The sequence below is a fragment of the Sphingobium sp. TomMM35A genome, from assembly GCF_054771735.1.
On the sequence record NZ_BSRC01000001.1, the window covers coordinates 1,258,406 to 1,282,185 of the forward strand.

Genomic DNA, 23,780 nt, shown 5'->3' on the forward strand with positions numbered 1-23,780 from the left:
CGGGCTTTAGCGGATGCCGAGGCTGCGGTCAGCCAAATCCTTCACATCGCCAATGTCTTGCAGGAACAGGGCGATGGCGGGATCAGCGGGCTTGCCCCGCCTCTCTTCGGCCGAAACGATGATGGCAGCCGCTCGCTGATCGCGGCCAAGCAGCCGGGCGAACATCGTGTCGATCTTCACGCGCGGCGCGCTGCCCGTCACAGCGGCGTCTCCGACCTTGTAAAAGCTGACCGCGTGGCGGACCACCGGGCCAGGTGCAGTGATCTGCTCGCCCCGGCCATTGGCGGGAGCGGGCGCAGGGGACGACCATGACCAGCGCTGATCGGGATCGACCACGCCCTGAGCGAAGCCGACAAGCTCGCGCCCCTCATCCTGCCGATCGAAGGTGGCGATGGCGAGGTCGACCACCTCTCCCGCCGGATTCCGGTAGCGGCCAAGGACAAGATAGTCCGCTCCATCAAATCGCGGCCTCCAAGGGTAGCTGGGCTGGACGGGAGTCAGAACCCAACCCTTGACCGGAGGCAGTAGCGGCGCAGCGGGCAGCGGCTTGCTTACCGCCGCGCTCACTATCAGCCAAACGGGCGGGGCCAGTACCAACGCGCTAGCCGTACCGCCTGCGACGATGAGCGGAAGGCGTCCGCGGGCTGTAGCGCGAAGCTTGGCGGGATCGAACCAGGGGTCGCCCGGCCGCCGATCGAAGAATGGCCACGCCACCGCCATCGCCACAACCATGATGATCGCAAAGAAGACCCAGCCATATATGACATGGTCAAAGCCAACAGCGGTCTCGATGCTCGTCAGATGCGCCACCCATATGGTCGCGAAGGCTCGCAAGCCATTGGCCAACACCGCCAGCAGCAGCGCGCCCACCATGAAGAGGATACGGCGCACCCAGCTTGAAAAGCAGACATTGCAGACCAGCACGCCATAGGCGGTCATGGCGATTACGAACTTCGCGCCCGAACAGGCTTCCGCAACCCGGAAATATCCGGTCGGCGTCGTTATGAAGATGCCATCGAGATGCGCGGGCACGTCCACGATCCCGAGAAAGAACATGCAGAGCCGCGCCGTGATCAATTGCAGCGGCGCGACCAGTTCCTCCCCCACCGGAATCATGAAGAAGGCATAGAAAAGAGGGAATAGCAGCGCTCTCGCCACGGCAGGACCTAGCAGCGTGACAACGCCACCCTGCAACATCAGGATGATCGCGGCATGGCGGAACAACGCTACGCCCGCCGCCGCTCCAAGTAGCCAGGCGAATCCGCCCAACGCCATCCAGAACAATCCGGGGGCCCAGGCGACAGGCCGAAGCTGTCGCAAACCGGGAAGTCTCTGCTGCACCAGCCATGCGATCAGGAACGGAATGAAGAGGCAATGGCCGAAAGTGGAGGCATTCCACCAAATCGATACCATCCCGGCCACGTCGCGATGAAAGAGCGTGAGGATCAGCAACGCCACAACGCCCAGCACGGCAAGATGCCCCCGCCAACCTTCCGCGCCGACGCTACGCATTTGAGGCAGGGGCAACGTCCCGTCGGTCACGCGGCAAGGATGCCCTTGGCGGGCGAAGGGCCGAACAGCATCTCCGGCAAGTTCTTCAGCGTTTCATCCCACCTGTAACGTTGCTCTACGCGCGAGCGGGCAGCGTCACCCAACCGCCGGGCACGTTCGGGATCGGCAAGCAGCGCGCAAATCCTGTCAACCTCTTCGGCAGGATCAGCCGCGATGAGAAAATGCACTCCGTCCTGCGCGTCGATGCCTTCGGCTGCTTGCGGTGACGCGACGATCGGCCGGGCCATGGCCATCGCCTCCAGCACCTTATTCTGTATTCCGCGAGCGATCCGCAGCGGCGCAACGACGATATCCGCCGCCGCCAGCCAGCCGCGAACATCGGGCACCGCACCGGTCACGACGACTCCGGGGAGTTGAGACAAGGCGCTCACCTGCGGAGCGGGATTGCGCCCGACAATGGCAAAGCAAGCTTCAGGATGCAGGACCCGCAAGGCCGGCAAGCTGCCGCGCGCGAAGCTCTCCACCGCCTCGATATTGGGCCTATAGTCCATTTGTCCTGTGAACACGATGAGTGGGCTGCCAGGCTTGGGGACCGGGTCGAAATCTGCCGCCGGATCGAAATATTCCAGCGCAACGCCATTATCCATCCCAGCAACGCGCACCGTGTCGAGGCCGCTCGCGGCCCGGAACAGCGCGGCCTCCGCTTCGCTCACAAAAGCGCTGATGTCGGCGCGTGCGGCTGTGGCACGCTCAAACTCAAGCAGCACGCGTCCTTCGCGCCGGTTGATCCACCCCATGGGCCCGCCGCCTGCCGCGCCATAGCTCGCATATTTGGCGGAGTCGAAATCGACAAAGTCCATGACGAAGCGGACGCCCTCCGGAAGATCGGGCACGAAATGCGCCATCTGCACCGAATATCCCATCACGGCCGCAATCGGCCGCTCCGCTAAAGTCTTCCGCACCCATCGATGCAGGCGCGGGTCATCGAACAGGGACACCAGCATCGACTGCCGCTTCGCAAGCCCGGCAAGCCCAGCCATGACGCGGGACCGGTCCCGCTTCAGCACGCACTGGCTCGCCGTCATGTCAGCCATGGCCGGTGCGAAGCTCAGATCGCGATCATCATCGGCAAAGCAGCCGACATGCACAGGCCCGATCTCCGCAAGCCGCCTCAATATGTGGTAGGAACGGATCTTGTCGCCCCGATCGGGCGGAAAAGGAATGCGGTGGCAAAGGAAGAGGATCTCGCCCGTCATCCCAGCCCCCGAGAGATCAACGGCCCGATCAGGTTGGCGATGGGCAGCGGCAGCTTCTTCCACATCTCCACGCGGCGCTGATAATGCGCGCTATTGGGGTTTATATCGCGCCGTTCGCCCGTTGCCGACCAGCTGTGATAGGCGAGCGGCACGGGATCGAAACCGAAGCTCTTCTTCCATGCGGCCTGCCCGCTCCCCGTCTTGGATCGCCCGAAATCGAAGATGCGCATGCCGCGCGTCCGCCCGTGGCTCATCAGCCGATAATACATCAGTTCGTTGGAACGCAGCCGGCGCGCATCGGCGACACCGCCGCCCCAAAAGGGCATGACCCGCCCCTGATGGTAAAGCGTCAGCACTCCCGAAACCGGCCGGTCGCCTTCATAAACGATCAAAATATCCGCGTCCTCGCCGAACGCCGCCAGCACTTCGCGAAACAGGCGTTTGGGAAAGACCGGCGTCCCGAGATTACGCACGCTCTGCGCATAAACATCATAATGTGCCTGCGCGAGACGTTGGTCCCGCCCCACCTCGACCCGCAGCGCCGGATTAGCCAGTGCCTTGCGCAGTTCCGCACGGTGCTTGCGCGGCACGGCGAGCAGTTCCGCCTCATCATCCGGCGCGATCGGACGGACGAAGCCGAGATGACTTCCTTCGTGCACGCTCCAAGGCTCGCCCGGCGACGAGCCCCCACGCAGTTCGACCGAACCAATCCGACGAGCGCGCGCGAGCCCTTCAGCTGCGCAAGCAAGTGCCGAATGGATGGCAGGATCGCCAGCCAATATCCCGCCGTCGACGGCAAAGCCCGAAGACACCAAAGCCTCCCCAAATAGGCGGCTCTTCATATGCGTGAGCGGCAGAAGTCCAGCAATCTGCCCGGACGAAGCCACTGCGGCCAGCATATATGCACGATTGCCCGTCCCCCGCTCGACGGCCTTGATCCAGGCGGGCCGATGGAAGGGCGTCCCGTCCGCGCTGCCCTTCACGAAGGCATCCGCCGCGGCAACCTGTGCCGCATCATCCAGGTCCAGCGCGACCACGCCCACACCGGCCCCACCATCCAGCCTCATGCCGCGCGCTCCGCCTCGCGAGCGACCAGCGCATCCACCCGCGTCCAGGCAAAATCAGCGGTCAGCCGCCGCAACTTGTCCGCCATGACCGACAGGTTGCTGTAATGGCGCAGCCGCGACCTGAGCGGTGCTCCGGCGACGCGCGGCTGATCGGGATCGATCTCCCACGGATGGAAATAGATGATCGCAGGCCGTTGCTCCCGCCCATTCACTTGCCGGATGGCCCAGCGCGAAAAGCCATAAGGCAGCAGCCGGAAAAACCCTCCGCCGCCAGCCGCGAGCCGCCGCCCGCCAAACTCGGCTGTCGTCACTGGCAGCTCAAGCAACTCCTGCCCCGCCACCGGCCGCCAGGCAAAGCGCGGCGATTCAGGCCAGCCATAATGGTCATGCCGGATGGGCGCGACGCTGCTCGAATAGCGGTAGCCTTCCTCCGCCAATATGCCATGCGCCCAGGGGGTGCGATGATCGATCGAAAAGCTCGGGGCGCGATAGCCGGTGACGCGCTGCCCGCTGGCATTCTCCAACAGGGCGCGCGACCGTCGCAAATCGGCGCGGAACGCGTCCGGGCTCAACGTGAAGACCCGCGCATGGTCATAGCCATGGCTCGCCACTTCATGCCCCGCCTCCACGATCCGCCGCATCAACGCGGGATAGCGCTCCGCCACCCACCCAAGCGTGAAGAATGTCGCGCTGACTCCTGCTTCGGCGAACAGGGCCAGCACGGCATCCGTGTTGCGCTCAACCCGGTGCGTCAGTCCGTCCCACGAAGACCGGCTGATCGTCTGCTCAAAGGCGCCGACATGGAACCAGTCCTCCACATCGACCGACAGGGCATTCAGCACCATGATCGCGGTCAGGCGGCAGCGCTGTGCGGCGCGTCGCCCATCCGCTGCTCACGTTCGACCCAATCCACCAGCAGCGTCAGCACGCGGCGCAGCGCAGTATCCTGCTCACCCACACGGAATTCCAGTGCGGAGAGCCGCTCCTCGATCAGGGTGAAACAATCCTTCAGCGCCTCGGGATCGACCGTCTGCATGGTGGCCTGCTCAAGCCGGAGCGCCTCGACGTCAGCACGCAGCCCGGCAATCTCGTCCATCAACGCAGGCGAAGGCTCGGGCTGGCGTGACCGCAGCGCATTGAGTTCAGCGCGCAAGGTCTCGCGCGCAGGTTCCGCCTGCGGTGCCACAGCCGCAGCAGCGGGTGCCGCAGCAGGCGCTTCCTCCGCGCGATCCAGCACGGATGACGGCATCGGCTGCACGGCCGCGTCGCTGTCCGCGCCCATATCTTCGATCACCGCCTGCACCGCTGCCGCATCGATCTCCGACAACTGGTCGAGCGCTCCCAACAGCAGCACACGGCTAGCGAGCACATTGACCCGGCGCGGAACGCCCCCGGTCGCGGCATAGATCGCCGTGAAAGCGTCCGGGGTAAAATGCGGATCGCCATTCCATCCGACGATGGACAGGCGATGCAGGATATAAGGCTCGATCTCCTCGGGCTGCATCGGATCGAGATGATGAGTTGCGATGACACGCTGGCGCAACTGCTCCAGCTGCGCCGATTTCAGCAGGTCGCGAAATTCCGGCTGCCCGAGCAGGAATATCTGCAACAATGACTGCCCGCCCAACTGGAAGTTGGACAGCATGCGCAGCTCTTCGATGGCCGAAACGGACAGGTTCTGCGCCTCGTCCACGATCAGCAAGGACCGTCGTCCCGCCCGCGCCTGCCCATGCAGGAAGGCTTCGATCTGCCGCAAAATCTGTGCCTTGGGCATGTCCTCGGTCGGCAAGCCAAAGCTCTGCGCCGTCAAGCGCAGCATGTCGTCGCCGCCCACCTGCGTCGACACGATCTTTACGGCGGTCAGCCGCGCCGGGTCGATCGTCGCCATCAGATGTCCGACCAGCGTGGTCTTGCCCGCGCCGATGTCGCCCGTAATGACGATGAAGCCTTCGCCCTGTGCCAGGCCATAGCCCAGATAGGACAGCGCCTTCCTGTGCGTCGCGCTTTCGAAATAGAAATGCGGATCGGGCGTCAGCTGAAACGGGCGGCCCTCAAATCCGTAGAACTGGTCGTACATCTCTTGTCTCCGGACGCGATTAGAAGCTGTACCGCAGGCCGACCTGGCCCATGGCGTTGATGACGGCATCCAGATCGTCCGCCTTGGCGCTGTCGAGCCCAAGCGAAGCGGATGCCTGAAGATTGCGGTTGATGAGGCGGTTGTAGCTGGTGAACGCGCCCAGGTTCAGCACGTCGAGCCGCGCGCCGCTCGCATCGAAATAGTTCGCGTAAATGGCGCTATCCAGGCTGGAACGGCTGTCGATGACATAGCTGAGCGATGCCGTGCCATACCAATTCTGGTCCCGCGTCCCACGCACGAACACGGTCTGGCCCGAAGGCGTCACGAACTTGCGCTGCGAATAGCCAAGGCCGACGCCGACGCCCCAAGGACCGCGCTGCGCCGCATATTGGGCAGCGACGCCCCGATAGCGGAAGTTCGCGTCCGTGACTCCGGCCAACGCATCGTTGAAGCACTGCCCGCCGCCGCTTTGCGAAAAGGCGCAGCCGGTGAAGTCGCCCGTGAAGGGGTTGCGGACGACATTCAGGCTGCTGCCGGACACCGCCGCGACATTGGACGTGATGATCCGCCCGAAGCTGTCGATGCCGTCGAACACCACCAGCGCGAAGGACTGCCCCCGGCCCTCCCAGACGAAGCTGCCGCTATAGGTCATGCCGCCATAGCGCTCGCCGACACGCGCCTCTAGCGAGGTGCGGTGACTGGGCCGCCAAAGCACGCCAACGTCCCAGATGATGTCGTCAAAATCGTAGATAAGCGCGCGTGGCGAACTCTCGTCCGTGACATAGCGGCCGTTGCGGATGATGGGCACGCCGCTCACATCCAACTCGGGCGAGCGCTGGCTGATCTTGATCCTCTCATAGCCGACGCCACCGGCGATCGCGACGGTTGGGGACACCGGCAGCGTAGCGTCCACGCGGCCCCAAGCATCCTCGAACCGCTGATCAAGTTCGCTCGCATCCTCCCGGTCATATCCAGCGCTGGCCACGATGCCGATCGGCAGCCAGACACCCGGCGCCACGCCGACCGAACCAGCCAGGCTGTGGGTTACGGAGTCCGCGAAAGAGCCCACAGCGGGCGCCCCGGCAAAGTCGGCATTCACATCTTCGTCGACCCGCGCATAGCCAAGGCGATAGGAGGCAGTGATGTCGATGTCGCCGAAGGATGACGCGTAGGATGGGCCGACATAGCCTGCATAGACCTGGCTCGTCTGGCTGTCGTTCAACGTCGCCGCACCCGACAGGCCATCGGTGCGGATTCGGGTGGCAAGCGCCCCCGCATTGAGCGTCAGCCCTGGCGAGACCAGATACTGGCCCGAAATGATGCCGCTGATCACATCCTGATCGCTGGCCTCACGCCCCCAGCCGAAGCTGTGATTATATTGAATATCTGCGACCGCCTCGACCCGGCGCGTCTGCAATTGCGCGGTCAGTCCCGCCGTCACATTGGTGTAGGTCAAGACATCGCCGCCGCCTTTCAGCGGCACGAGCACGGTCTGGTCGACGCCCAGATAAGGCGTGACATCGACCTTCCGCTCCTGCGCCATCACAGGCGACGCAGCCAGCGCTACCGCGCCCAGCAACGCCAGGGAAGCACGCAACATCATGCGTCCTCGCTCCCCTTGCCATAATAGCTGCCAAAGCGGCGGCCCGTGGCCGAGAAGGTGACGCCGTTCAGCAGCAGTTGCACCTGGCCCGCAGCTTTCAGCATGCCTGCCGCGTCGCGCAGCGCGCTTTCGCTGGTCTGGTCAGCACGCACCACCAACAGGGCTATGGCGGCATGGCTCGCCAGCACGGCACCGGCCGATGCCGCAAGCAGAGGCGGCGAATCGAACAGGATGATCCGGTCCGGCCGTCCCTCGGTCAGACGGCTAAGCAACACTTCCGTCCGCGCGGACGCCAGATATTCGGTGTCATTGTTGCTGCGCTGTCCCGCGGGCAGCACGGCAAGGGACGGAATGTCAGTACGGATCACGCAATCCTCGATCGCGATCGACGGATCGACGATGGCGTCCATCAACCCCGGCCCGCTCGTCAGCCCGAGCGCCTCGGGAATGCCGGGCTTGCCAAAGTCGGCATCGACCAGCAGGATTTCCCGGTCCTTCTCCGCTGCCAGGCTAAGCGCCAAGTTGATCGCGCAGAAGCTCTTGCCCTCCCCACTATGCGCTGAGCAGACAAGTACGCGATTGCCGCGTGGATCATCGCCCAACTGCGCGAGAAGATCGCGCTTCAGCAGCCGAAATTCCTCGCTGATCGCCGTCACCGGCCCATCGGGCACCAGCCAGCCATTTTCGCCGAGCGTGATCCGATCGATGCTGTGCACCGGCCCGCGCCAATCCGGCGCGCGATGTCCTGCATCCGGCGTCACCGGCCGGGCGACCTCCACCACGGGCGGCATGGGCTCATCCGCAGGCACCTCGACCGCCGGAGCAGCACGCCCCTGCAAGGCCGCGCTGAAATCGTAGATCTCCGTCGCCCGCTCGATCAGCGAACCCTTGGACAGCGAGCTATGCTTGTTCATTGTCCCGCTCCTCAGGCCATGCCGCGCTGGATGAATTCGACGAGGATCAACAGCACGCACAGCGCCGCCAGCCCCCCGCTCGCACCGGCAAACCATTTGAACCGCTGCTTTTCGACCGCCCTCTGCGCGGCGCTCACCGTCTGCGTGATCGATCCGATGACCGGCAGGCCGACCGCCCGCTCCAGCCGTGCCGCCGTCGGGAAGCTGCCCTTGAGCTGCCCCATTGCAAAGGCGGTGCCGACGCCAGCACCGATGCCGACGATCAGCACACCCAGCAGCAACAGCGGCCGGTTTGGCGCGACCGGCGCGGTGGGTGCGCTCGGCGGATTGATGACGCGGAACTGGACAGAGCCCGTCTCGGTCTTCACGTCGCCGCGCAGGCGCACGTCCTCCCGGTCGGCCAGCAGCTTGTCATATTGGGTCTTCAGCACCTCATAGTCGCGGTCGAGCTTTTCCTGCTCGGCGGCAAGGCCCGGTTCATCGGTCTGGCGTGAGGACATGGCGTTCAAGTCAGCCTGAAGCTGCGCCTTGCGCGTCTGCAGCGCCTGAACCGTCGCCGCGCGTTCCGCCTGCATCGACTTGATCGACAGATAAGCCGGATTGGGCGAGCCAGCCGCCCCACCGCTACCGCCACCCTGCCGCCGCAGCGCATCGACCTGCCGCTGGGCCGCTATCACGTCGGGATGGTCACTGGTCCAGCCTCGCGCGCGCATACCGGCCAGATCCGCCTGTGCCTGTGCGAGCGCGGAAGGGCCGCCCGACGCGCCAACGCCCGGCAGCACTTGCGGCGTACCGGCAAGCTGGCCGTTCATGGCGCTCAGCGCGCTCGACGCCTGCACCAGCTGCGATTCGATATTGTTGATCTCCATCCGCGCCGCGTCCATGCGCTGGCCGATGGACCCCGCACCCGGCAGCATCCCCGCATAGCGCTGCTCGAACTCGACACGGCGCTGCTCGGCGGCGGCAAGCTGACGCCCACGCTGCGCGATCTGCTGGTCGAGGAAGGCAAGGCTCTGCCTGGTCTCGACCCGATCTGAGGACAGGTTGGTTTCCTGGAAAATCTCGATCAGCTTCTGCACCGCCTGCTGCGCGATCCGCGCATTGGCGCCGTCCGACAGGCTCGAATCCGCCGACTTGGCGCTGATGTCGATCATGCTCGGGTCAGCCTGCGCCATCACGGTGATGCCTTCGCGCAGCGCCGTGATCTTGGCCGCGATGTCGCGCGGGCCGCTGATCGTCTGGTTGAGGTCGGTTTCCTTGACCACCCGCTCCAGATTCGCCGTGCTCGCCAGCGTCTGGCGCACGCGGTCCAGATCCTGTTGCGACTGGACCTGCGTGATGCCGACCTTGTCCTGCAACAGCGACTGCGTGTTCACATAGACGCGCGCCTTGCTCTCATAGCTGTTGGGCACCAGGGCAATGCCCAGCCAGCCCAGCATGCACACGCCCCATGCCACGGCCAGCGCCAGCCAGCGCCGGGTCCATATGCCATGAAGGGCGATCAGCAGTTCGTCGTAGAGACCCGCCATATCAGAACATGCTTTCAGGAATGATGATGACATCGCCCGGCGCCAGCATGACGTTCGCCTTGCTGTCGCCGCGCTTCAGCAGATCGCCGATACGGACGTTGAATTCCTGCTGCTTGCCCTGCTCCTTGTTGAAGCGGACGAGCCGCGCCCGGTTGCCCGCCGCATATTCGCTAAGACCTCCAACGGAGATCATGGCGTCAAGCAGCGTCATGTTTGCACGGTAAGGAATGGAGGCAGGCTTTTCGGTCGCGCCGACGATCCGCACCTGCTGGCTGAACGTGCCAGAAAAATTGTTGACGATCACCGACACCAGCGGATTTTCGATATATTTGGTGAGCGCCACCTTCATGTCGTCGGCCAGTTGCTTGGGCGTCTTGCCCACGGCGGGCATGTCGGCAACCAGCGGCGTCGTGATGCGCCCGTCCGGCCGTACCTGAACCTTCGCGCCCAGTTCCGGATTGCGCCACACGAAGACGGTGAGGTCATCGAGCGGGCCGATCACATATTCCTCGCCCGGCCCCTCCTGCTGCGCCACGAAGGATGCTGGCGGCAACTGGGGTCCACCGCCTCCCGAAGCGCAGCCCGACAGCGCCAAAGCAGGCAGCGATGCGCCGATCAAAGCCCGGGAAACCGACAGGAAACGCATATCTTCACCTCATGACAGGGCCGCACGCAAGCACAGCCGCCAGAGAGGTGAAGCGGCCGCAAAGCGATGGGCTTTGGGCCTCTTCTTGCCTTCAAAGGGTAAAGATACGGTTAGGCGTCAAACTATTGGTATATCAGCCAAGTAATAGTTCGAGTGCAGGCGGATGGCCGAGGAAGGCCGAAGGGCTCGCCGACGCGCCATAGGCCCCTGCGGCAAAGATCGCGATCAGGTCCCCTTCCACCATGGGGGGCAGAGCGACCTTGTCCCCCAGCTTGTCAATCGGCGTGCACAGGCACCCAACTACCGTCACCGCCTCTTCAGCAGGCGATGCGCCGTAACGGTTCGCCACCGCCATCGGATAGTTGCGCCGCACCACCGTGCCAAAATTCCCGCTCGCCGCCAATTGGTGGTGGAGCCCGCCATCAACCACGACGAACGTCTCGCCCTGGCTCTGCTTCACATCGACCACACGGGTCAGATAGACACCCGCCTCGCCCACCAGCCAGCGGCCAAGCTCCATCGCAAATTCACTGTCCGCTAATATGTCGGTCCGCGCCTGGAGTGTCTGGCCCAACGCATCTCCGATCGGCGCGATGTCCAACCGCTGATCGCCCGGAAAATAGGGAATGCCAAATCCGCCACCCAGATTGACCAGCGGCGGCGCAACGCCCACGGCGTCCGAAAGCCGCGCCGCCAATCCCACAGTCGCCGCCTGCGTCTCGATCAGCGCTTCCGCCGCCAGCGCCTGCGATCCCGCGAAGATATGCCAGCCGCGCCAGTCAGCCCCCGCATCGATCAGCGTGCGGGCAAGCCCGGCTGCGCGATCCGCATCGACACCAAAAGGCTTTGCGCCGCCGCCCATCCTCATGCCCGAGCCCTTAAGGTCGAAATCCGGATTGACCCGCACCGCCAGTCGGGGCGTCCGCCCGCGCTTCTCGGCAATCGCAAGCGCGCGCCGCGCCTCACCCTCCGACTCCAGGTTCAGCGTCACCCCAGCGTCGATCGCGGCGGCAAGTTCATCATCGCGCTTCCCCGGCCCGGCAAAGCTCACATGCGCGGCGTCCATGCCTGCTTCCAGCGCACGCGCCAGTTCACCGCCCGAAGCCACGTCAAAGCCATCGACCAGCCGCGCCATGCGCTCCAGCAGCGCCGGATAGGGGTTCGCCTTCACCGCATAATGGATCGACAGTTGCGCAGGCATCGCCTCTCGCAATTCACGCACCTGCCGCTCGACTATGCCCATGTCGTACACGAACAGCGGCGTATCTCCCGCTTCGTCAACCAGGCTCGCCGCGCCGCATCCGCCGATCAGCAACATGCCTTCCTCACCCTCGAAAAAGGGAGGAACAGGTCCCATCGGCTTCATCGATCAAATTCCTTGGCAAGAGCTATACGGTCGATCTTGCCATTGGGCGTGCGTGGAAATTCCGCCAGCCTGATAATCGTCCGTGGCTGCATGAAATTGGGCAGTTCGGTCTTCAACCTTGTCTCCACCAAAGCCTCGGCCTCTGCCTCGACTGATCGGATGAGCAGCAGCACCGCCTGGCCCAACCGTTCATCCTTGATCCCCAGCGCGACAGCTTCCGCAACGCCCGGCACGGCTACGGCCGCCTCCTCGATCTCCGTCGGACTGATGCGGTTGCCAGAAGACTTGATCATCGCGTCATCGCGGCCGACGAAGTAGAGCAGCCCCTGCTCATCGCGCCGCACGGTGTCACCGGACCAGACCGCAATGCCGCCATAGCGAGAGGACGGCGGCGCAGGCTTGAACCGCTCCGCCGTACGTGCCTCATCCCGCCAATAGCCCTGCGCCACGAGCGGCCCGCAATGAACCAGTTCCCCCGCTTCATCGTCATCGGTCAGGCTGCCATCCGGCCGCACGACCAAAATCTCCGCATACGGGATCGCCGACCCCATCGAATCCGGATGGCTGTCCACCAGCGCAGGCGGCAGGTAGGTCGAGCGGAACGCCTCCGTCAGGCCGTACATCGGATAGAGGTCCGCCTGCGGAAAAAGGCTGCGCAGTTTCGCCACCAGCGGCCGCGTCAGCGCTCCCCCGCTGTTCGTCAGGCGCTTGAGCTTTCCCGCCACTTCCGGCTTCCATTCGAGCTCCGTCAGCTGAACCCAAAGCGGCGGCACCCCGGCCAGCGTCGTGATGTCGCGCTTGTCTACCGACTTCATGACGTCACGCGCCGTCAGATAGCCGAGCGGATAGACACAGCCGCCCGCATACCAGGTCGAAAACAGCTGATTCTGCCCATAGTCGAAACTGAAGGGCAGCACGCACAGCGTCCGGTCCTGCGCGCCAAGCCCAAGATAGCTGGCCACGCTCACCGCCCCGAGCCACAAATTGGCGTGGCTCAGCATCACGCCCTTGGGCCGCCCGGTCGATCCGCTTGTGTAGAGGATCGCCGCCAGATCATCCGGGCCTGCTTCAGAAGGCGGCAGTCCATCCCCGCCACTCATGGCCGCGGCTGCATCTTCCTCCCGCAACAGGCGGCAGTCACCCGACAGGTCGTCCGGCTCCAGGGTATCCAGCCGCGCCGGCGAGCCAATCAGCAACCGCGCGCCGCTGTCGGCCAGAATATGCGCCACCTGCGCATGTTTCAGCAGCGGGTTGACCGGCACATGCACCAGGCCCGCACGCGGCGCCGCAAGCGGCATCAGCGCAGCAACCGGTCCTTTCGCAATCCAGCTGGCGACCCGCGCGCCTTTCTCAAGCCCGAACCCCGCCAGCCATGCAGCCAGACGGCCAAGCGTCTCTTCCAGTTCAGCGAAATTCTGTGATCCCGACCGGCCATCCAGCGCCGGGCGCGCCGGATCGCCACGCAGCAGCAAGTGGTCAATCGGGCGAACTTCCTCGCCATCGATCAGGGTGGCGCTGCTTAACTCCATTTCCAGACTTTTCACCTATGGTGTGGGGACGGTGCCGGGGAGATAATGATTTGCTGGTCACAAGGGAATATAGCACGATCGCCGAAGCCCGGCTGGCGTTGGCGGGCCGCATGGATCGCGCCCTTTCCCTCTTCGACCGCATCGATTGGTTCGAATCGCTCCACCATCATTGTCTTGCAAGCAACCCCGTCCGCATTCTTCAGGCGCAGGAAGGCGCGAACGAAGCCTGGCTGTTCCTGCTGTCGCCCTCAAACGATCGCCAGAGCGCGCTCGCCAACTGGTACAGTTTCGCTTGGGCACCGGTCTATCTCGGCGATCCCGACCCGCAAACACAGCGGCGTTTGGTGGAGGTTCTCGCCGCCATTTTGTTCAAGACGGGCCGCCATATCGACCTCTATCCCGTCGCGGACAGCGCCGACCTGCTGCTCGATGCCTTCCGCCGCAGCGGATGGTTCGGCGTGCGTCGTCCGATGGGCGGGCGCCACGTCCTAAACCTCAACGGCCGCGACTTCGCGGCCTACTGGGCCGACCGCCCCAGCCGCTTGCGCAATCAGGTCCATCGGAAGGCCCGCTCCAACCGCTTCACCTTCGAAATCCGCCATGACGTCACCGACGCGCTGTGGCAGGATTATGTGGCGGTCCATGCGAGCAGCTGGAAACAGCCTGAACCCGGCCTTTCCTTCCTGCGCGCCTTGGCGGAGCGGGAGGCCGACGCCGGTACGTTGCGGCTCGGCTTCGCGCGCCTCAAGGGTCAGCCCGTGGCGACGCAGTTCTGGACCGTGGAAAACGGCACGGCCCTGATCCACAAGCTCGCGCACGACAGGGCCTTCGATGGCGCGTCCCCAGGTACGCTGCTCAGCCATGCCATGTTCGCTCACGCCATAGATGCCGACAAGATCAGCCATATCGACTATGGGACCGGCGACAATGCCTATAAAACGGAATGGATGGAGGAGCGCCAGACGCTCTATCGGCTCGACTTCTTCAATCCCCGTTTTGCCTCCACCTGGTTTCCCGCCGCCCGCACAGCCATTTCCGCCCTTGTGGGCTAGGAGCGGAACGACTAGGTAGACGCCCCATCATGCGGGCGGAAACCTCTATGCCGGTCGACCGGACAAGCGACATGACGAAGCCGATGCGCGATCTTCTGCGCGATGTGCTGGGACTTTCTCAGGAACGGGTCGATGCGTTCGACGCCGACACGCCGCTATTCGGCGCGCTGCCGGAACTGGACTCAATGGCCGTCGCCAGCCTGCTCACGGAAATGGAAGACCGCTTCGACATCCTGATCGAGGATGACGACATCGACGGCGAAACCTTTGAGACCTTCGGAACACTGGTCGCTTTTGCGCAGGCGAAGACAGAGGCCTGAACAGTCCTCCACTCAATATCAATAGGTCCGTTCGGGCAGAGCTTGTCGAAGTCCTTCCCTCTTCGAAGAACAAGGAAAGCCCTTCGACAAGCTAAGGGCGTACCCTAGATAGCTGGGCCTCAAACAGGCGAGGCGCGCAATGCGCGCCCGCCCATCGCCCTACTCCGCTGCCATCGCCTCGAAGTCGGCCTCCGCCAGAAACTTCTCGACGTCCAGCGCCGCCATGCAGCCCATGCCAGCAGCCGTCACCGCCTGCCGATAAATCTTGTCGCTGACGTCGCCAGCCGCAAAAACGCCAGGGATGGACGTGCGCGTCGTGCCCGGCTCCACGACCAGATAGCCGTCATCCATCGGCAGCTTGCCCGCGAAGAGCTCCGTCGCCGGTTGATGGCCGATCGCGACGAACGCGCCGTCCGTTTCGATGTGCGAAGCCTTGCCCGTCACCGTATCGACCAGATCGACGCCAACCAGGCCTTCCGGATTGCCGCCGCCGACGAACCGCTCGATCTTCTGGTTCCAAAGCACCTTGATGTTGGGATGCGCAAACAGCCGCTGCTGCAAGATCTTTTCAGCCCGCAGCGAATCGCGGCGGTGGATTAGCGTGACGTCATGGCTGTGGTTGGTGAGGTACAGCGCCTCCTCGACAGCCGTATTCCCGCCGCCGATCACCACCACCTTCTTGCCGCGATAGAAAAAGCCGTCGCAGGTAGCGCAGGCCGACACGCCCTTGCCCTGCAACTGCTGTTCGCCTTCAGTGCCCAGCCACTTGGCCTGCGCGCCAGTCGCAATGACCAGCGTGTCCGCGAAGTAACGCGTGCCGCTGTCCCCGGTCAGGCGAAAGGGTCGCTCCGAAAGGTCGACATCGACGATCTGATCATACATCATCTGCGCGCCGACATGCTCGGCCTGCGCCTGCATCTGCTCCATCAGCCACGGACCCTGGATCACGTCACGGAAGCCCGGATAATTTTCCACGTCCGTGGTGATGGTCAGCTGGCCACCCGGCTGCATGCCCTGCACCACGATCGGCGCCATACCCGCCCGCGCGCCGTAAATGGCGGCCGAAAGCCCGGCCGGGCCAGAGCCCAGGATCAGCATGCGAGTGGAATGCGTTGCGGTCATCTAAAGGTCCCCAGCTCATGGATTCGTGTGCCGCGATGACATAGGCAGCAGCGTCCCGCGCGCAACCCTCCCGATCATCGGAAATCACTCGATTGTTGCCGATTTCCGGCTTCCGCGTTGCCACGCGAGTCAATCCATGACGTTGGGCAGGTCCTCAAACCCCTTGCGCAGCGCCGCCGACCAGCTGTGCGAAAGCAGCTGGAACTCCTCATTATCGGCTTCGATGCGTGTCTTCACACGAAAGTCGAACTGGTCCCGCTCGATCACTGTCAGGTCCAGCGGCATGCCGACGGACAGGTTCGACCGAAGCGTCGAATCCATCGACACCAGCACCGCCTTCGTCGCATCCTCCAGCGTCGTCTCCCGTTTGATGATGCGGTCCAGGATCGGCTTGCCATATTTATGCTCGCCAATCTGGAAGAACGGCGTGTCCTCAGTCGCCTCGATGAAATTGCCCGCCGAATATATGAGGTAAAGGCGCGGCTTGCCCCCACGCCGCTGCCCCGCGAGCAGGATGGAAGCGTCCGCGCCCGATCCCTGCATCTCTATCGTGCTGCGATAATGCTGCTGCATTTCGCACATCGCATCGCCGACCAGCTGCGCCGCCCTGTGCATGGTCGCGCAATTGAGGATGCTTTCGACATCGGGATCAAGCTGTGCCTCCTTGATCGCCTGGCCCAGCATCGTCTTGACGCCTTGCGTGATCGACAGGTTGCCCGAGCACATGAGGACGATCGCCCGCTCGCCAGGCACGCTGTAGGTAAAGCTTTTCCGAAAGCGGGCGATATTATCCATGCCCGCATTGGTGCGAGTGTCCGACAGCATGACCAGACCCTGGTCCACGCGCACCGCCACACAATAGGTCATCGCCCACCGGGCTCCTATATTCGTTCAACCCTGCGGGATGGCGGTCTGAAGGCTTTGTTGTTGCTGGCGTTGCAACTGCCTTTCTTCCACCCCTTCCTCCGCCTGCGCGATCCGAACGTCCGCGTCAATCCACATCTCGCCCGCCGCCGTCACCGATCCCCGGATGGGCGCCGCCGCATTGGCATCCAGCCCGGATGCCAGCCGCAGATAGCGTTCCGTAACGCAGACCCGGTTGGAGGGATCGAAGCCGACCCAGCCCAGGTCCGGCACCAAAGCTTCCACCCAGGCATGTGTTTCATGCAGGGCGACGCCACCCTCCGCCAGCAGATATCCCGTTATGTAGCGCGCGGGAATCCCCAATATCCGCGCCGCAGCGATGAATATCTGCGCATGATCCTGACACACCCCGGCCCCCAGCGCAAAGGCCTCCGCCGCTGTGGTCGCCGACGATGTAACGCCGCTGCGATAAGCCACGGCATCGCTGACCGCGGCCGACAACGCATGCAGCCGCGCCAGCGGCCCATCCGCATCGGGCAAGGGAAGCGCCATCGCGCGGATCGCTTCGGACGCGCGGGTTAGCGGCGTCTCCCGCAGGAAAAAGGCAGGCGGCACGCCACAGCTGACGTTGCCCAATACGCCACTGGTATCCACCGTTTCGGCCAGCCCCTCCGCAACGATCGAGGCATCGTCCAGCCGGTCGTGGCGGATCCAGACCGCCTCCATCTCGCCGAAACTGTTGGGACGAAAGGTTTCGACCGGCTCGCCGTTCACGCTGACCCGCCACTCCAGCACCTTCTGCGACGCCGTATCGATCGGCATCAGCTTCAGGCGCATTGCCACGCGGCCTGCCGCCGCGGCGTAACGATAAGTCGTCTGGTGACGCACCAGCAATTTCACGGTGTGCGGCGCTCCTTCATCCGAAATGATAGGTCTGGGCGATCTCCGCGCCCAGTTGATTGGTCATCTTCAACCCGCCCTGCACCGTCTCGTGCAGGCCGACGCGGAAAATCTCTCCACTGTCCAGCTGCTCCAGATGATCCACCATCTGTCGCACCGTCTCGTGACACGTGCCCCGCCCATTGTGCCAGCCCGCCAGCCGGTTGAGCCGATAGGCAAGCTGGTCGTAGCAATAGGCAACGCTGCGCGGGAAAAGGCGGTTCAGCATCAGGAAATCGGTGATCTGCCAAGGCGTATAGGTGCCCCCATAAACATGGTGATAGGCCCGCGCGCCGGACAAGGCATAGAGCACCGACGTCCATTGATAATGATCGCGATTGCCGCCGATCACCTCGGTTTCCGGCAGCAGCACATAATATTTGACGTCCAGCAGCCGCAGCGTCATCTGCGCCCGTTCCAGCGCTGACCCCGCCCGCAGGAAATCATGCCCTTCATTGCGCAACTGCCCTGAATGGGCCGCGCCCCGGAAAGTCATGACCCGGGTCTTCACCCAGTCGATCAGCGCGGGCAGCTGCTGCCGCGCCTCACCCACATCATAGCTGTCGAGCTTGCGCCACCCTTCGTTCAGCGCCTCCCACATATCCTGGGTCAGCATGGTGCGCGCCGATTTCGCATTGGCCCGCGCCCGCAGCAGGCAGGATCGGATCGAACTGGAATTGTTGAGGTCCAGCATCAGATAGGCGACCGCATCGCTCTCCGTCACCTGAACGCCTTCAGGGAACTGGCCCTCGACCCCCGTCGCCCGCACCACCGAGCGCCACTCGTCCCTGTGGTGCGCCCCGGGCAGGATCGCCATGCGCTGCCCCATGGTCAACAGCCGCGCCGTAGCCTCGGCCCGCTCCATGTAGCGCGCCATCCAGTAAAGATTTTCAGCTGTGCGGCTCAGCATGGGCGCGACCTCCCCCGCCGCGCGATGCCATCCCTCGCCGTCATCCCAGCGAAAGCTGGGATCTCAGGCGAGAGCGCGCTGCATAGCCTCACGAGATCCCAGCTTCCGCTGGGATGACGATGACTGCGAAAGGCGCTGGCAACCTCCATCAATCCTGCAACACCCATGTATCCTTCACCCCGCCCCCCTGACTGGAGTTCACCACCAGCGACCCTTCCGTCAGCGCCACGCGCGTAAGCCCCCCGGGCACCAACCGGATCTGCTTGCCCACCAAGCAATAGGGCCGGAAATCAGCATGCCGCCCGACCACGGAAGCGGGGCCAAGCGTCGGCACGGTGGACAGATCAAGCGTCGGTTGCGCAATGAACTCGCCCGGATTGGCCCTGATCCGATCAGCATAGGCCGAAATTTCCGCAGCTGTCGATTTAGGCCCGATCAGCATCCCATAGCCGCCAGACCCATGCACCTCTTTTGCCACCAGCTCGTGCAGATGCTCCAGCACATAGGCGCATTCATCGGGCTTCCCGCACTGCCATGTCTGTATATTGTCCAGGATTGGCTGTTCACCCAGGTAAAATCGGATCATTTCGGGCACATAGATATAGACCGCCTTGTCGTCCGCGATCCCTGCCCCCGGCGCCGATGCCAGCGTCACTCCGCCGTTGCGATACACGTTGAAGATGCCTGGAATGCCGAGCAGGCTGTCAGGCCGGAACACCAGCGGATCGATATATTCGTCGTCGATCCGCCGGTAAATGACATCGACTTGGCGGGGGCCAAGCGTCGTCTTCATCCACACCCGATCCTCATCGACGAACAGGTCGGCGGGCTCCACCAGCTCGATGCCCATCAGGTCAGCAAGGAAGCTATGCTCATAATAGGCGCTGTTGAGCGACCCGGGCGTCAGGAGCACGACAACGGGATCGCCCTTGCATGCTGGCGGCGCGACTTCCTTCAGGCTCTTCAGCAACTCGGCGGGATAATCATCGACCGGCGCCACCAGCCCCTGCGCGAAAAGCTCAGGGAACATGCGCGTCATGATCTCTCGATTTTCCAGCATGTAGGACACGCCCGAGGGGGTACGGCAATTATCCTCCAGCACCTCGAACCGGGAAGGGCCGGTGCGCACGATATCGATCCCGACGATATGGCTGTACACCTTTCCTGGCGGCGAAAAGTTGGCCATTTCGGCAAGATAGGCGCTGTTCTGGTAGATGATCTCGGCGGGCATGATTCCGGCCTTCACGATCTCGCCGCGATGATAGACGTCATGCAGGAAAGCATTGAGCGCCCGCGCCCGCTGCCGGATTCCCCGGTCCAGCACCCGCCATTCCTGCGCGGTGAAGATGCGCGGCAGCAGGTCGAACGGGATCAGCCGTTCCGGATCGCCACCCTCGCCATAGACCGCAAAAGTGATCCCGATCCGCCTGAAAATCGCTTCCGCCTCATCCAGTCGCCTGTTGAGGCCCGCAATGCCTGTCCGCTCCACCCAATTCTGCACCTCGGCATAGCAAGGCCGTATCGAACCATCCGGCTCAAACATTTCATGGAAGGGCAAAGCGTCGATCCTCCCTCGGGCCCAGCCCGGTTGTGCATTGCAACATTAGTGCAACGTGCCCGAACGATTGCAAGCGCAAAAAGACCCACGGCAATGCACCCACACAGATTTTTCCTGGGCACGCTTCATCGTCACGAACAGAAATTGCGCATCCCGCGCCAAACCCCGTTGACCCCAATAGCGGCTCTGCTTATAGCGCGCCCACCGCAGGGGCCACGCCCCGCGCAGCCCATGGGGCGGAGTAGCTCAGCTGGTTAGAGCAGCGGAATCATAATCCGCGTGTCGGGGGTTCAAGTCCCTCCTCCGCTACCAACGCTTGTAAGTTATTGAAAAATAAGCATTTTTTTTGAATAGCGTAGCAACCTCACCGCAGATAGGCTGAGGTAAGCTACTGTTTTCACGTGATTTTTTTTCTGATCAATTTTCGATAAAAATCGCACCTTCGCAATGTTGTCGTCAAAATGTGGTCAAAAACGACACCGTTTGACCACAGGGCCGACAGGCACTCTCGGAGGTCCCACAGCAGCTTCTTAGATTACAGTAAGCTACTGTTTGAACTCGAAATTATCGGGAATCCCACCGTGTCGGGTTCAAGTCCCAGTGCGGCTACCACATCCAAAGCGCGAAGGCGCTGACGCGAATGTCAGCGCCCGCTTCAGCTACTTCCAAATGGGTGCGCTATTGGGCTTCTCCACCCGCCTCATCTCGCGGCCAATTAGCGAACATTTCAGGGCGGCCGAAATCGCACTTGAAGCAGGTGAACTCATCGTCCGTTACGAGCACGCGGCTTTTCTCAGGCAGTACAATGGTACAGCCGCACGACAGATCGAGCGCCAGCGAGCCATCGCCGCCAGTTTCCCTGCGTTCCAATATCTTTGACATCAATACCCCCATGTTCCTCCCGGCCTGGCGCCGGGACGGTTGATTTGCGCGAACACGGGCACGCGCCCCCACGTATTTCCCGTGAGGGTGTTTTATTTCGTGGGCCGCCCGACATAGCGGGTGCCCGTGTTTCGACGCAAAAGTGCGATGCGCTGGGAAATCACGCCCGAACGCATAGGTGTATCTCTAGGTGGTGTTGATCCTTATGTCTATGCCGCCAGGCTTAGCAGCCACTGCTCTGCTTCCGATACGCCGGATACAGGCCGCCAAGTTCGCAACATAGATGCGACCTAGACAAAGGCTGGAATGCCCGTTGAGCCTGCTCGCCTATGTCAGCTATGAATCCCCCTAATGGCGAACACCTTCACTTGGGAACGTGCCCCTTTCAACGACTGCCAGAACTGCGGGAAGGCATCGTTCGGCATCTTGGGAGCGGGAGGGGTATCACTCCAATTGCGCTGCACGGCCTGCAGGTATTCCCATCGCGAAAGCCTGCCGGCTGTCTCGAAAAAGGTCATCTACCTGGACCAATTTGCGCTCAGCGCTCTTTTTCAGATAGAAAGGAAGGGCCGGTCTCTCGGCAAGCACCAAGCCTTCTGGGAAGAGGCGCATCGCCTCACGCGGAAGCTAGTGCTGCTTCAGCAGATCGTAATGCCTCATTCGGATATTCACCATAACGAGACGGTCGTCTCTCCGTTCGCAAAGGATCTGCGTGAATGCTACGAGCACCTCGGTGGAGACGTCCGGCTCCTTGACACTGAGGATGTCGAGCATGCCCTCACGGAGGCGTACGTCCGCGCTTATCTGACTAACACCGAACCCGACGTCGACTACTCTCCAGCGAGCGTCTTGGCTGAGCCGGCAAACCGCTGGCTGGAGGACATGAGAGTATCGGTGAACATGGACTACAGCCAGTTCGCCGAAGGCACGCGTGAAGGAGTGGCACGCACGTCAGAAGCCGTGGAAGGACTTATTGCAGGATGGACAGAGGAAAAGCCTTCCTTTGCTGCTGTGCTGGAACGGGAGCAGGCGGCGTTTGGTAGCAGCCGAAGGCACGCTCTGTTGCATTTTGGAAGGCTGGCTGCAAAGTCGCTGGAAGCAGGCGACCTTCTTGCTGTGGCAAACTACCGGCACAACAAAATCTTCACGGAGGTGGAGATCCTAACCCATCACTTCGCCAAAGCCGGCGTTCCGGAAGCGCAAATAGCAGCCGAAATCAACGCCTTTTGGGAATGGCCGGGTAATCGACAGCGACCGAACGTTAAAATATTTTCCTACCTACTCGCGGCCCTGGCACGGAAGGTCGCTTCGGGACAGAAGGGGGTATCACCCGGCTTCATGAACGACGCACGCGTCATATCTACATACGCGCCGTACCTGGACGCGATGTTCCTAGACAAGGAATGTGCAGCGCTACTTGCAGAAAAGCCCCTGCGCCATGAGCTCGACTACCGCGCACAGATATTTTCATACAATCACCAGGACGCATTTTTGGCCTACCTGAACGACATCGAGCAGGCGACGCCTGACGATGTACGTGGATATGCCGAAATGATCTACGGAGTGAATTAGCAAAGCCTGCAGCAAGGCAGCCTCAATCGGCCGCTAGCGCGGTGGCGTATGACAAACATCGGGGTGTGCAATCACGCAATGCGTGATTTACTTCCAAGTGCATGTCGTCAAAATGTCGTCAAAATCAAAAATAAATATTAAATATCGCCTCTTTTCAGAGGTTTATATAGGATTTTTGATCCCTCCTCCGCTACCATTTTTAAGCTTCAGCAGAAATTTGGCAGCGTCAGTTGATCGCATTAGCGGCCAGCTTCTTGTAGAACGTCACCCAGGCTTCATGCACCCTCCGGATGTCCGGACTATCTGCGCGCGACGCCAGATGTTGATTACGCTCCGCCAACTGTTGGAAGCGCGCCTGCTCATTTACATTCATGGTTTACGAATAGTTCCCGTCCGCATTTGAAGCGCGGGAAAGCCTGGGCACGGGAAAAAGTTCAATGAAAAGAAGGTTAACGTCGTAACCAGCCAGCCGCGTGAGGCGAATGGCGCGAGGAGCGCGCTTTGCATCGCTCAGCCCCTCAGAATATTAGAGGCGGCTTTGCACCTGCAAAAACGGGTGCGAGAGCAGCTGGTAGACCTCGGTAGCGGCAAATCCCGCCGCGCTCAGGGCGAGGACGAGGAATATGCCGTACTGGAATGCGGCTGACCAACGGCGGCTATTTTCGAGTTGACGCGCGATCTGCGCGTCAGCCTCCATTCTCGACTGTGAACGCCGCTCGTAGGCAGAGCCGGGATCATTTGCCGATTTGGGTCGCGACGCAAGGCGCGGCTCGTTGATTATGGCGGCGACGTCCAGCCTGCCCTGCGCCTGAATGCCGAAAAATCGCTCTTTCCGCCAGACCACGCGCCCCACGATCGTCTGCTTTCCGCGCCTGATCTCGAGATAGGTGCCGCGGTTCGGGGCATCATCACATGCCAGCAGCGCACCGCCGGACGACAGATTGTGGATGACCACCTCTGTCCAGCTTGGGCCAGTGTTCATCCGTGCCGGGATCAACACCGGCTGGCGCGCCTCGCGAGGCTTATACCCGATTTGTAATGACTTGAGCACCCGACAGCCTC

General features: G+C 62.6%; 22 protein-coding genes and 1 tRNA gene. 5 read left to right on the forward strand and 18 right to left on the reverse strand.

The genetic code is table 11. The features are described from left to right. Positions 1 to 6: 6 nt before the first annotated feature. From xrtA to ACYU8T_RS06265, 11 genes are all read right to left on the reverse strand, one after another. Positions 7 to 1,512, reverse strand: a complete 1,506-nt coding sequence (gene xrtA, locus ACYU8T_RS06215) for an exosortase A (RefSeq protein ID WP_461158847.1) — start codon at positions 1,510 to 1,512, stop codon at positions 7 to 9. A gap of 26 nt (positions 1,513 to 1,538) precedes the next feature. Then, positions 1,539 to 2,768, reverse strand: coding sequence for a TIGR03087 family PEP-CTERM/XrtA system glycosyltransferase (locus ACYU8T_RS06220; RefSeq protein ID WP_461158848.1), 1,230 nt, complete (start codon positions 2,766 to 2,768; stop codon positions 1,539 to 1,541). Continuing rightward, positions 2,765 to 3,835, reverse strand: a complete 1,071-nt coding sequence (locus tag ACYU8T_RS06225; protein WP_461158849.1) for a FemAB family XrtA/PEP-CTERM system-associated protein — start codon at positions 3,833 to 3,835, stop codon at positions 2,765 to 2,767. Before ACYU8T_RS06225 ends, ACYU8T_RS06220 begins: the two co-directional genes overlap by 4 nt. Then, on the reverse strand, positions 3,832 to 4,680 hold the full coding sequence (locus ACYU8T_RS06230; protein WP_461158850.1) for an XrtA system polysaccharide deacetylase: 849 nt from the start codon (positions 4,678 to 4,680) through the stop codon (positions 3,832 to 3,834). The genes ACYU8T_RS06225 and ACYU8T_RS06230 overlap by 4 nt, the downstream gene beginning before the upstream one ends. Positions 4,681 to 4,688: 8 nt before the next feature. Next, on the reverse strand, positions 4,689 to 5,912 hold the full coding sequence (locus tag ACYU8T_RS06235; protein WP_461158851.1) for an XrtA/PEP-CTERM system-associated ATPase: 1,224 nt from the start codon (positions 5,910 to 5,912) through the stop codon (positions 4,689 to 4,691). Between the two features lie 19 nt (positions 5,913 to 5,931). Further along, positions 5,932 to 7,515, reverse strand: coding sequence for a hypothetical protein (locus ACYU8T_RS06240; protein WP_461158852.1), 1,584 nt, complete (start codon positions 7,513 to 7,515; stop codon positions 5,932 to 5,934). Next, entirely contained in the window at positions 7,512 to 8,429 is a 918-nt protein-coding gene (locus ACYU8T_RS06245) for an AAA family ATPase (protein WP_461158853.1), read from the reverse strand. The genes ACYU8T_RS06240 and ACYU8T_RS06245 overlap by 4 nt, the downstream gene beginning before the upstream one ends. 11 nt (positions 8,430 to 8,440) lie before the next feature. Beyond that, positions 8,441 to 9,958: an XrtA system polysaccharide chain length determinant gene (locus ACYU8T_RS06250; RefSeq protein WP_201513726.1), complete on the reverse strand. Its 1,518-nt coding sequence runs from the start codon at positions 9,956 to 9,958 to the stop codon at positions 8,441 to 8,443. 1 nt (position 9,959) lies between these two features. Further along, positions 9,960 to 10,604: an XrtA/PEP-CTERM system exopolysaccharide export protein gene (locus ACYU8T_RS06255; RefSeq protein ID WP_097091422.1), complete on the reverse strand. Its 645-nt coding sequence runs from the start codon at positions 10,602 to 10,604 to the stop codon at positions 9,960 to 9,962. A 133-nt stretch (positions 10,605 to 10,737) separates the two neighbouring features. Continuing rightward, a complete protein-coding gene (locus ACYU8T_RS06260) occupies positions 10,738 to 11,970 on the reverse strand; it encodes a pyridoxal-dependent decarboxylase, exosortase A system-associated (RefSeq protein ID WP_461158854.1) in 1,233 nt (410 codons plus the stop codon). Further along, entirely contained in the window at positions 11,967 to 13,499 is a 1,533-nt protein-coding gene (locus ACYU8T_RS06265; protein WP_461159763.1) for an acyl-CoA ligase (AMP-forming), exosortase A system-associated, read from the reverse strand. The genes ACYU8T_RS06260 and ACYU8T_RS06265 overlap by 4 nt, the downstream gene beginning before the upstream one ends. A 50-nt stretch (positions 13,500 to 13,549) precedes the next feature. On the opposite strand from ACYU8T_RS06265, the gene ACYU8T_RS06270 reads away from it, so the two are divergent. Together ACYU8T_RS06270 and ACYU8T_RS06275 are read left to right on the forward strand one after the other, a co-directional pair. Beyond that, entirely contained in the window at positions 13,550 to 14,551 is a 1,002-nt protein-coding gene (locus ACYU8T_RS06270; protein WP_461158855.1) for a GNAT family N-acetyltransferase, read from the forward strand. A gap of 29 nt (positions 14,552 to 14,580) precedes the next feature. Next, positions 14,581 to 14,871 carry an acyl carrier protein gene (locus ACYU8T_RS06275; protein WP_097091420.1) on the forward strand — a complete coding sequence of 97 codons (291 nt, stop codon included), beginning with the start codon at positions 14,581 to 14,583 and terminating at the stop codon, positions 14,869 to 14,871. A 159-nt stretch (positions 14,872 to 15,030) separates the two neighbouring features. On the opposite strand, the gene trxB is transcribed toward ACYU8T_RS06275, so the two are convergent. From trxB to ACYU8T_RS06300, 5 genes are all read right to left on the reverse strand, one after another. Further along, positions 15,031 to 15,993 carry a thioredoxin-disulfide reductase gene (gene trxB, locus ACYU8T_RS06280; RefSeq protein WP_461158856.1) on the reverse strand — a complete coding sequence of 321 codons (963 nt, stop codon included), beginning with the start codon at positions 15,991 to 15,993 and terminating at the stop codon, positions 15,031 to 15,033. A gap of 129 nt (positions 15,994 to 16,122) precedes the next feature. Then, on the reverse strand, positions 16,123 to 16,860 hold the full coding sequence (locus ACYU8T_RS06285) for a peptidase (protein ID WP_097091418.1): 738 nt from the start codon (positions 16,858 to 16,860) through the stop codon (positions 16,123 to 16,125). 24 nt (positions 16,861 to 16,884) lie between these two features. Beyond that, the gene (locus ACYU8T_RS06290) at positions 16,885 to 17,757 is read right to left on the reverse strand and encodes a transglutaminase family protein (protein ID WP_461158857.1); all 873 of its coding nucleotides are present in this window, start codon (positions 17,755 to 17,757) and stop codon (positions 16,885 to 16,887) included. 16 nt (positions 17,758 to 17,773) lie between these two features. Next, positions 17,774 to 18,706, reverse strand: coding sequence for an alpha-E domain-containing protein (locus ACYU8T_RS06295; protein WP_097091416.1), 933 nt, complete (start codon positions 18,704 to 18,706; stop codon positions 17,774 to 17,776). Positions 18,707 to 18,854: 148 nt separating this feature from the next. Continuing rightward, the gene (locus ACYU8T_RS06300; protein ID WP_461158858.1) at positions 18,855 to 20,264 is read right to left on the reverse strand and encodes a circularly permuted type 2 ATP-grasp protein; all 1,410 of its coding nucleotides are present in this window, start codon (positions 20,262 to 20,264) and stop codon (positions 18,855 to 18,857) included. Positions 20,265 to 20,499: 235 nt separating this feature from the next. Between ACYU8T_RS06300 and ACYU8T_RS06305 the strand changes: the two genes are divergently transcribed. From ACYU8T_RS06305 to ACYU8T_RS06315, 3 genes are all read left to right on the forward strand, one after another. After that, a tRNA-Met gene (locus ACYU8T_RS06305) sits at positions 20,500 to 20,576 on the forward strand. A gap of 357 nt (positions 20,577 to 20,933) precedes the next feature. Then, positions 20,934 to 21,143 carry a hypothetical protein gene (locus ACYU8T_RS06310; RefSeq protein ID WP_461158859.1) on the forward strand — a complete coding sequence of 70 codons (210 nt, stop codon included), beginning with the start codon at positions 20,934 to 20,936 and terminating at the stop codon, positions 21,141 to 21,143. A gap of 354 nt (positions 21,144 to 21,497) precedes the next feature. Beyond that, positions 21,498 to 22,718 carry a hypothetical protein gene (locus tag ACYU8T_RS06315; protein WP_461158860.1) on the forward strand — a complete coding sequence of 407 codons (1,221 nt, stop codon included), beginning with the start codon at positions 21,498 to 21,500 and terminating at the stop codon, positions 22,716 to 22,718. 226 nt (positions 22,719 to 22,944) lie between these two features. Here ACYU8T_RS06315 and ACYU8T_RS06320 read toward each other — a convergent pair whose 3' ends face one another. Both ACYU8T_RS06320 and ACYU8T_RS06325 read right to left on the reverse strand, forming a co-directional pair. Continuing rightward, positions 22,945 to 23,091: a hypothetical protein gene (locus ACYU8T_RS06320; RefSeq protein WP_247231386.1), complete on the reverse strand. Its 147-nt coding sequence runs from the start codon at positions 23,089 to 23,091 to the stop codon at positions 22,945 to 22,947. A 153-nt stretch (positions 23,092 to 23,244) separates the two neighbouring features. Next, entirely contained in the window at positions 23,245 to 23,769 is a 525-nt protein-coding gene (locus ACYU8T_RS06325; RefSeq protein ID WP_461158861.1) for a PilZ domain-containing protein, read from the reverse strand. Between the last annotated feature and the right edge of the window lie 11 nt (positions 23,770 to 23,780).

Excerpts from the sequence above, each read along its gene's own strand:
- xrtA (WP_461158847.1), bottom strand. The coding sequence starts at position 1,512 with ATGCGTAGCGTCGGCGCGGAAGGTTGGCGGGGGCATCTTGCCGTGCTG.
- ACYU8T_RS06220 (WP_461158848.1), bottom strand. The coding sequence starts at position 2,768 with ATGACGGGCGAGATCCTCTTCCTTTGCCACCGCATTCCTTTTCCGCCC.
- ACYU8T_RS06225 (WP_461158849.1), bottom strand. The coding sequence starts at position 3,835 with ATGAGGCTGGATGGTGGGGCCGGTGTGGGCGTGGTCGCGCTGGACCTG.
- ACYU8T_RS06230 (WP_461158850.1), bottom strand. The coding sequence starts at position 4,680 with ATGGTGCTGAATGCCCTGTCGGTCGATGTGGAGGACTGGTTCCATGTC.
- ACYU8T_RS06235 (WP_461158851.1), bottom strand. The coding sequence starts at position 5,912 with ATGTACGACCAGTTCTACGGATTTGAGGGCCGCCCGTTTCAGCTGACG.
- ACYU8T_RS06240 (WP_461158852.1), bottom strand. The coding sequence starts at position 7,515 with ATGATGTTGCGTGCTTCCCTGGCGTTGCTGGGCGCGGTAGCGCTGGCT.
- ACYU8T_RS06245 (WP_461158853.1), bottom strand. The coding sequence starts at position 8,429 with ATGAACAAGCATAGCTCGCTGTCCAAGGGTTCGCTGATCGAGCGGGCG.
- ACYU8T_RS06250 (WP_201513726.1), bottom strand. The coding sequence starts at position 9,958 with ATGGCGGGTCTCTACGACGAACTGCTGATCGCCCTTCATGGCATATGG.
- ACYU8T_RS06255 (WP_097091422.1), bottom strand. The coding sequence starts at position 10,604 with ATGCGTTTCCTGTCGGTTTCCCGGGCTTTGATCGGCGCATCGCTGCCT.
- ACYU8T_RS06260 (WP_461158854.1), bottom strand. The coding sequence starts at position 11,970 with ATGAAGCCGATGGGACCTGTTCCTCCCTTTTTCGAGGGTGAGGAAGGC.
- ACYU8T_RS06265 (WP_461159763.1), bottom strand. The coding sequence starts at position 13,499 with ATGGAGTTAAGCAGCGCCACCCTGATCGATGGCGAGGAAGTTCGCCCG.
- ACYU8T_RS06275 (WP_097091420.1), top strand. The coding sequence starts at position 14,581 with ATGCGGGCGGAAACCTCTATGCCGGTCGACCGGACAAGCGACATGACG.
- trxB (WP_461158856.1), bottom strand. The coding sequence starts at position 15,993 with ATGACCGCAACGCATTCCACTCGCATGCTGATCCTGGGCTCTGGCCCG.
- ACYU8T_RS06285 (WP_097091418.1), bottom strand. The coding sequence starts at position 16,860 with ATGACCTATTGTGTGGCGGTGCGCGTGGACCAGGGTCTGGTCATGCTG.
- ACYU8T_RS06295 (WP_097091416.1), bottom strand. The coding sequence starts at position 18,706 with ATGCTGAGCCGCACAGCTGAAAATCTTTACTGGATGGCGCGCTACATG.
- ACYU8T_RS06310 (WP_461158859.1), top strand. The coding sequence starts at position 20,934 with ATGGGTGCGCTATTGGGCTTCTCCACCCGCCTCATCTCGCGGCCAATT.
- ACYU8T_RS06315 (WP_461158860.1), top strand. The coding sequence starts at position 21,498 with ATGGCGAACACCTTCACTTGGGAACGTGCCCCTTTCAACGACTGCCAG.
- ACYU8T_RS06320 (WP_247231386.1), bottom strand. The coding sequence starts at position 23,091 with ATGAATGTAAATGAGCAGGCGCGCTTCCAACAGTTGGCGGAGCGTAAT.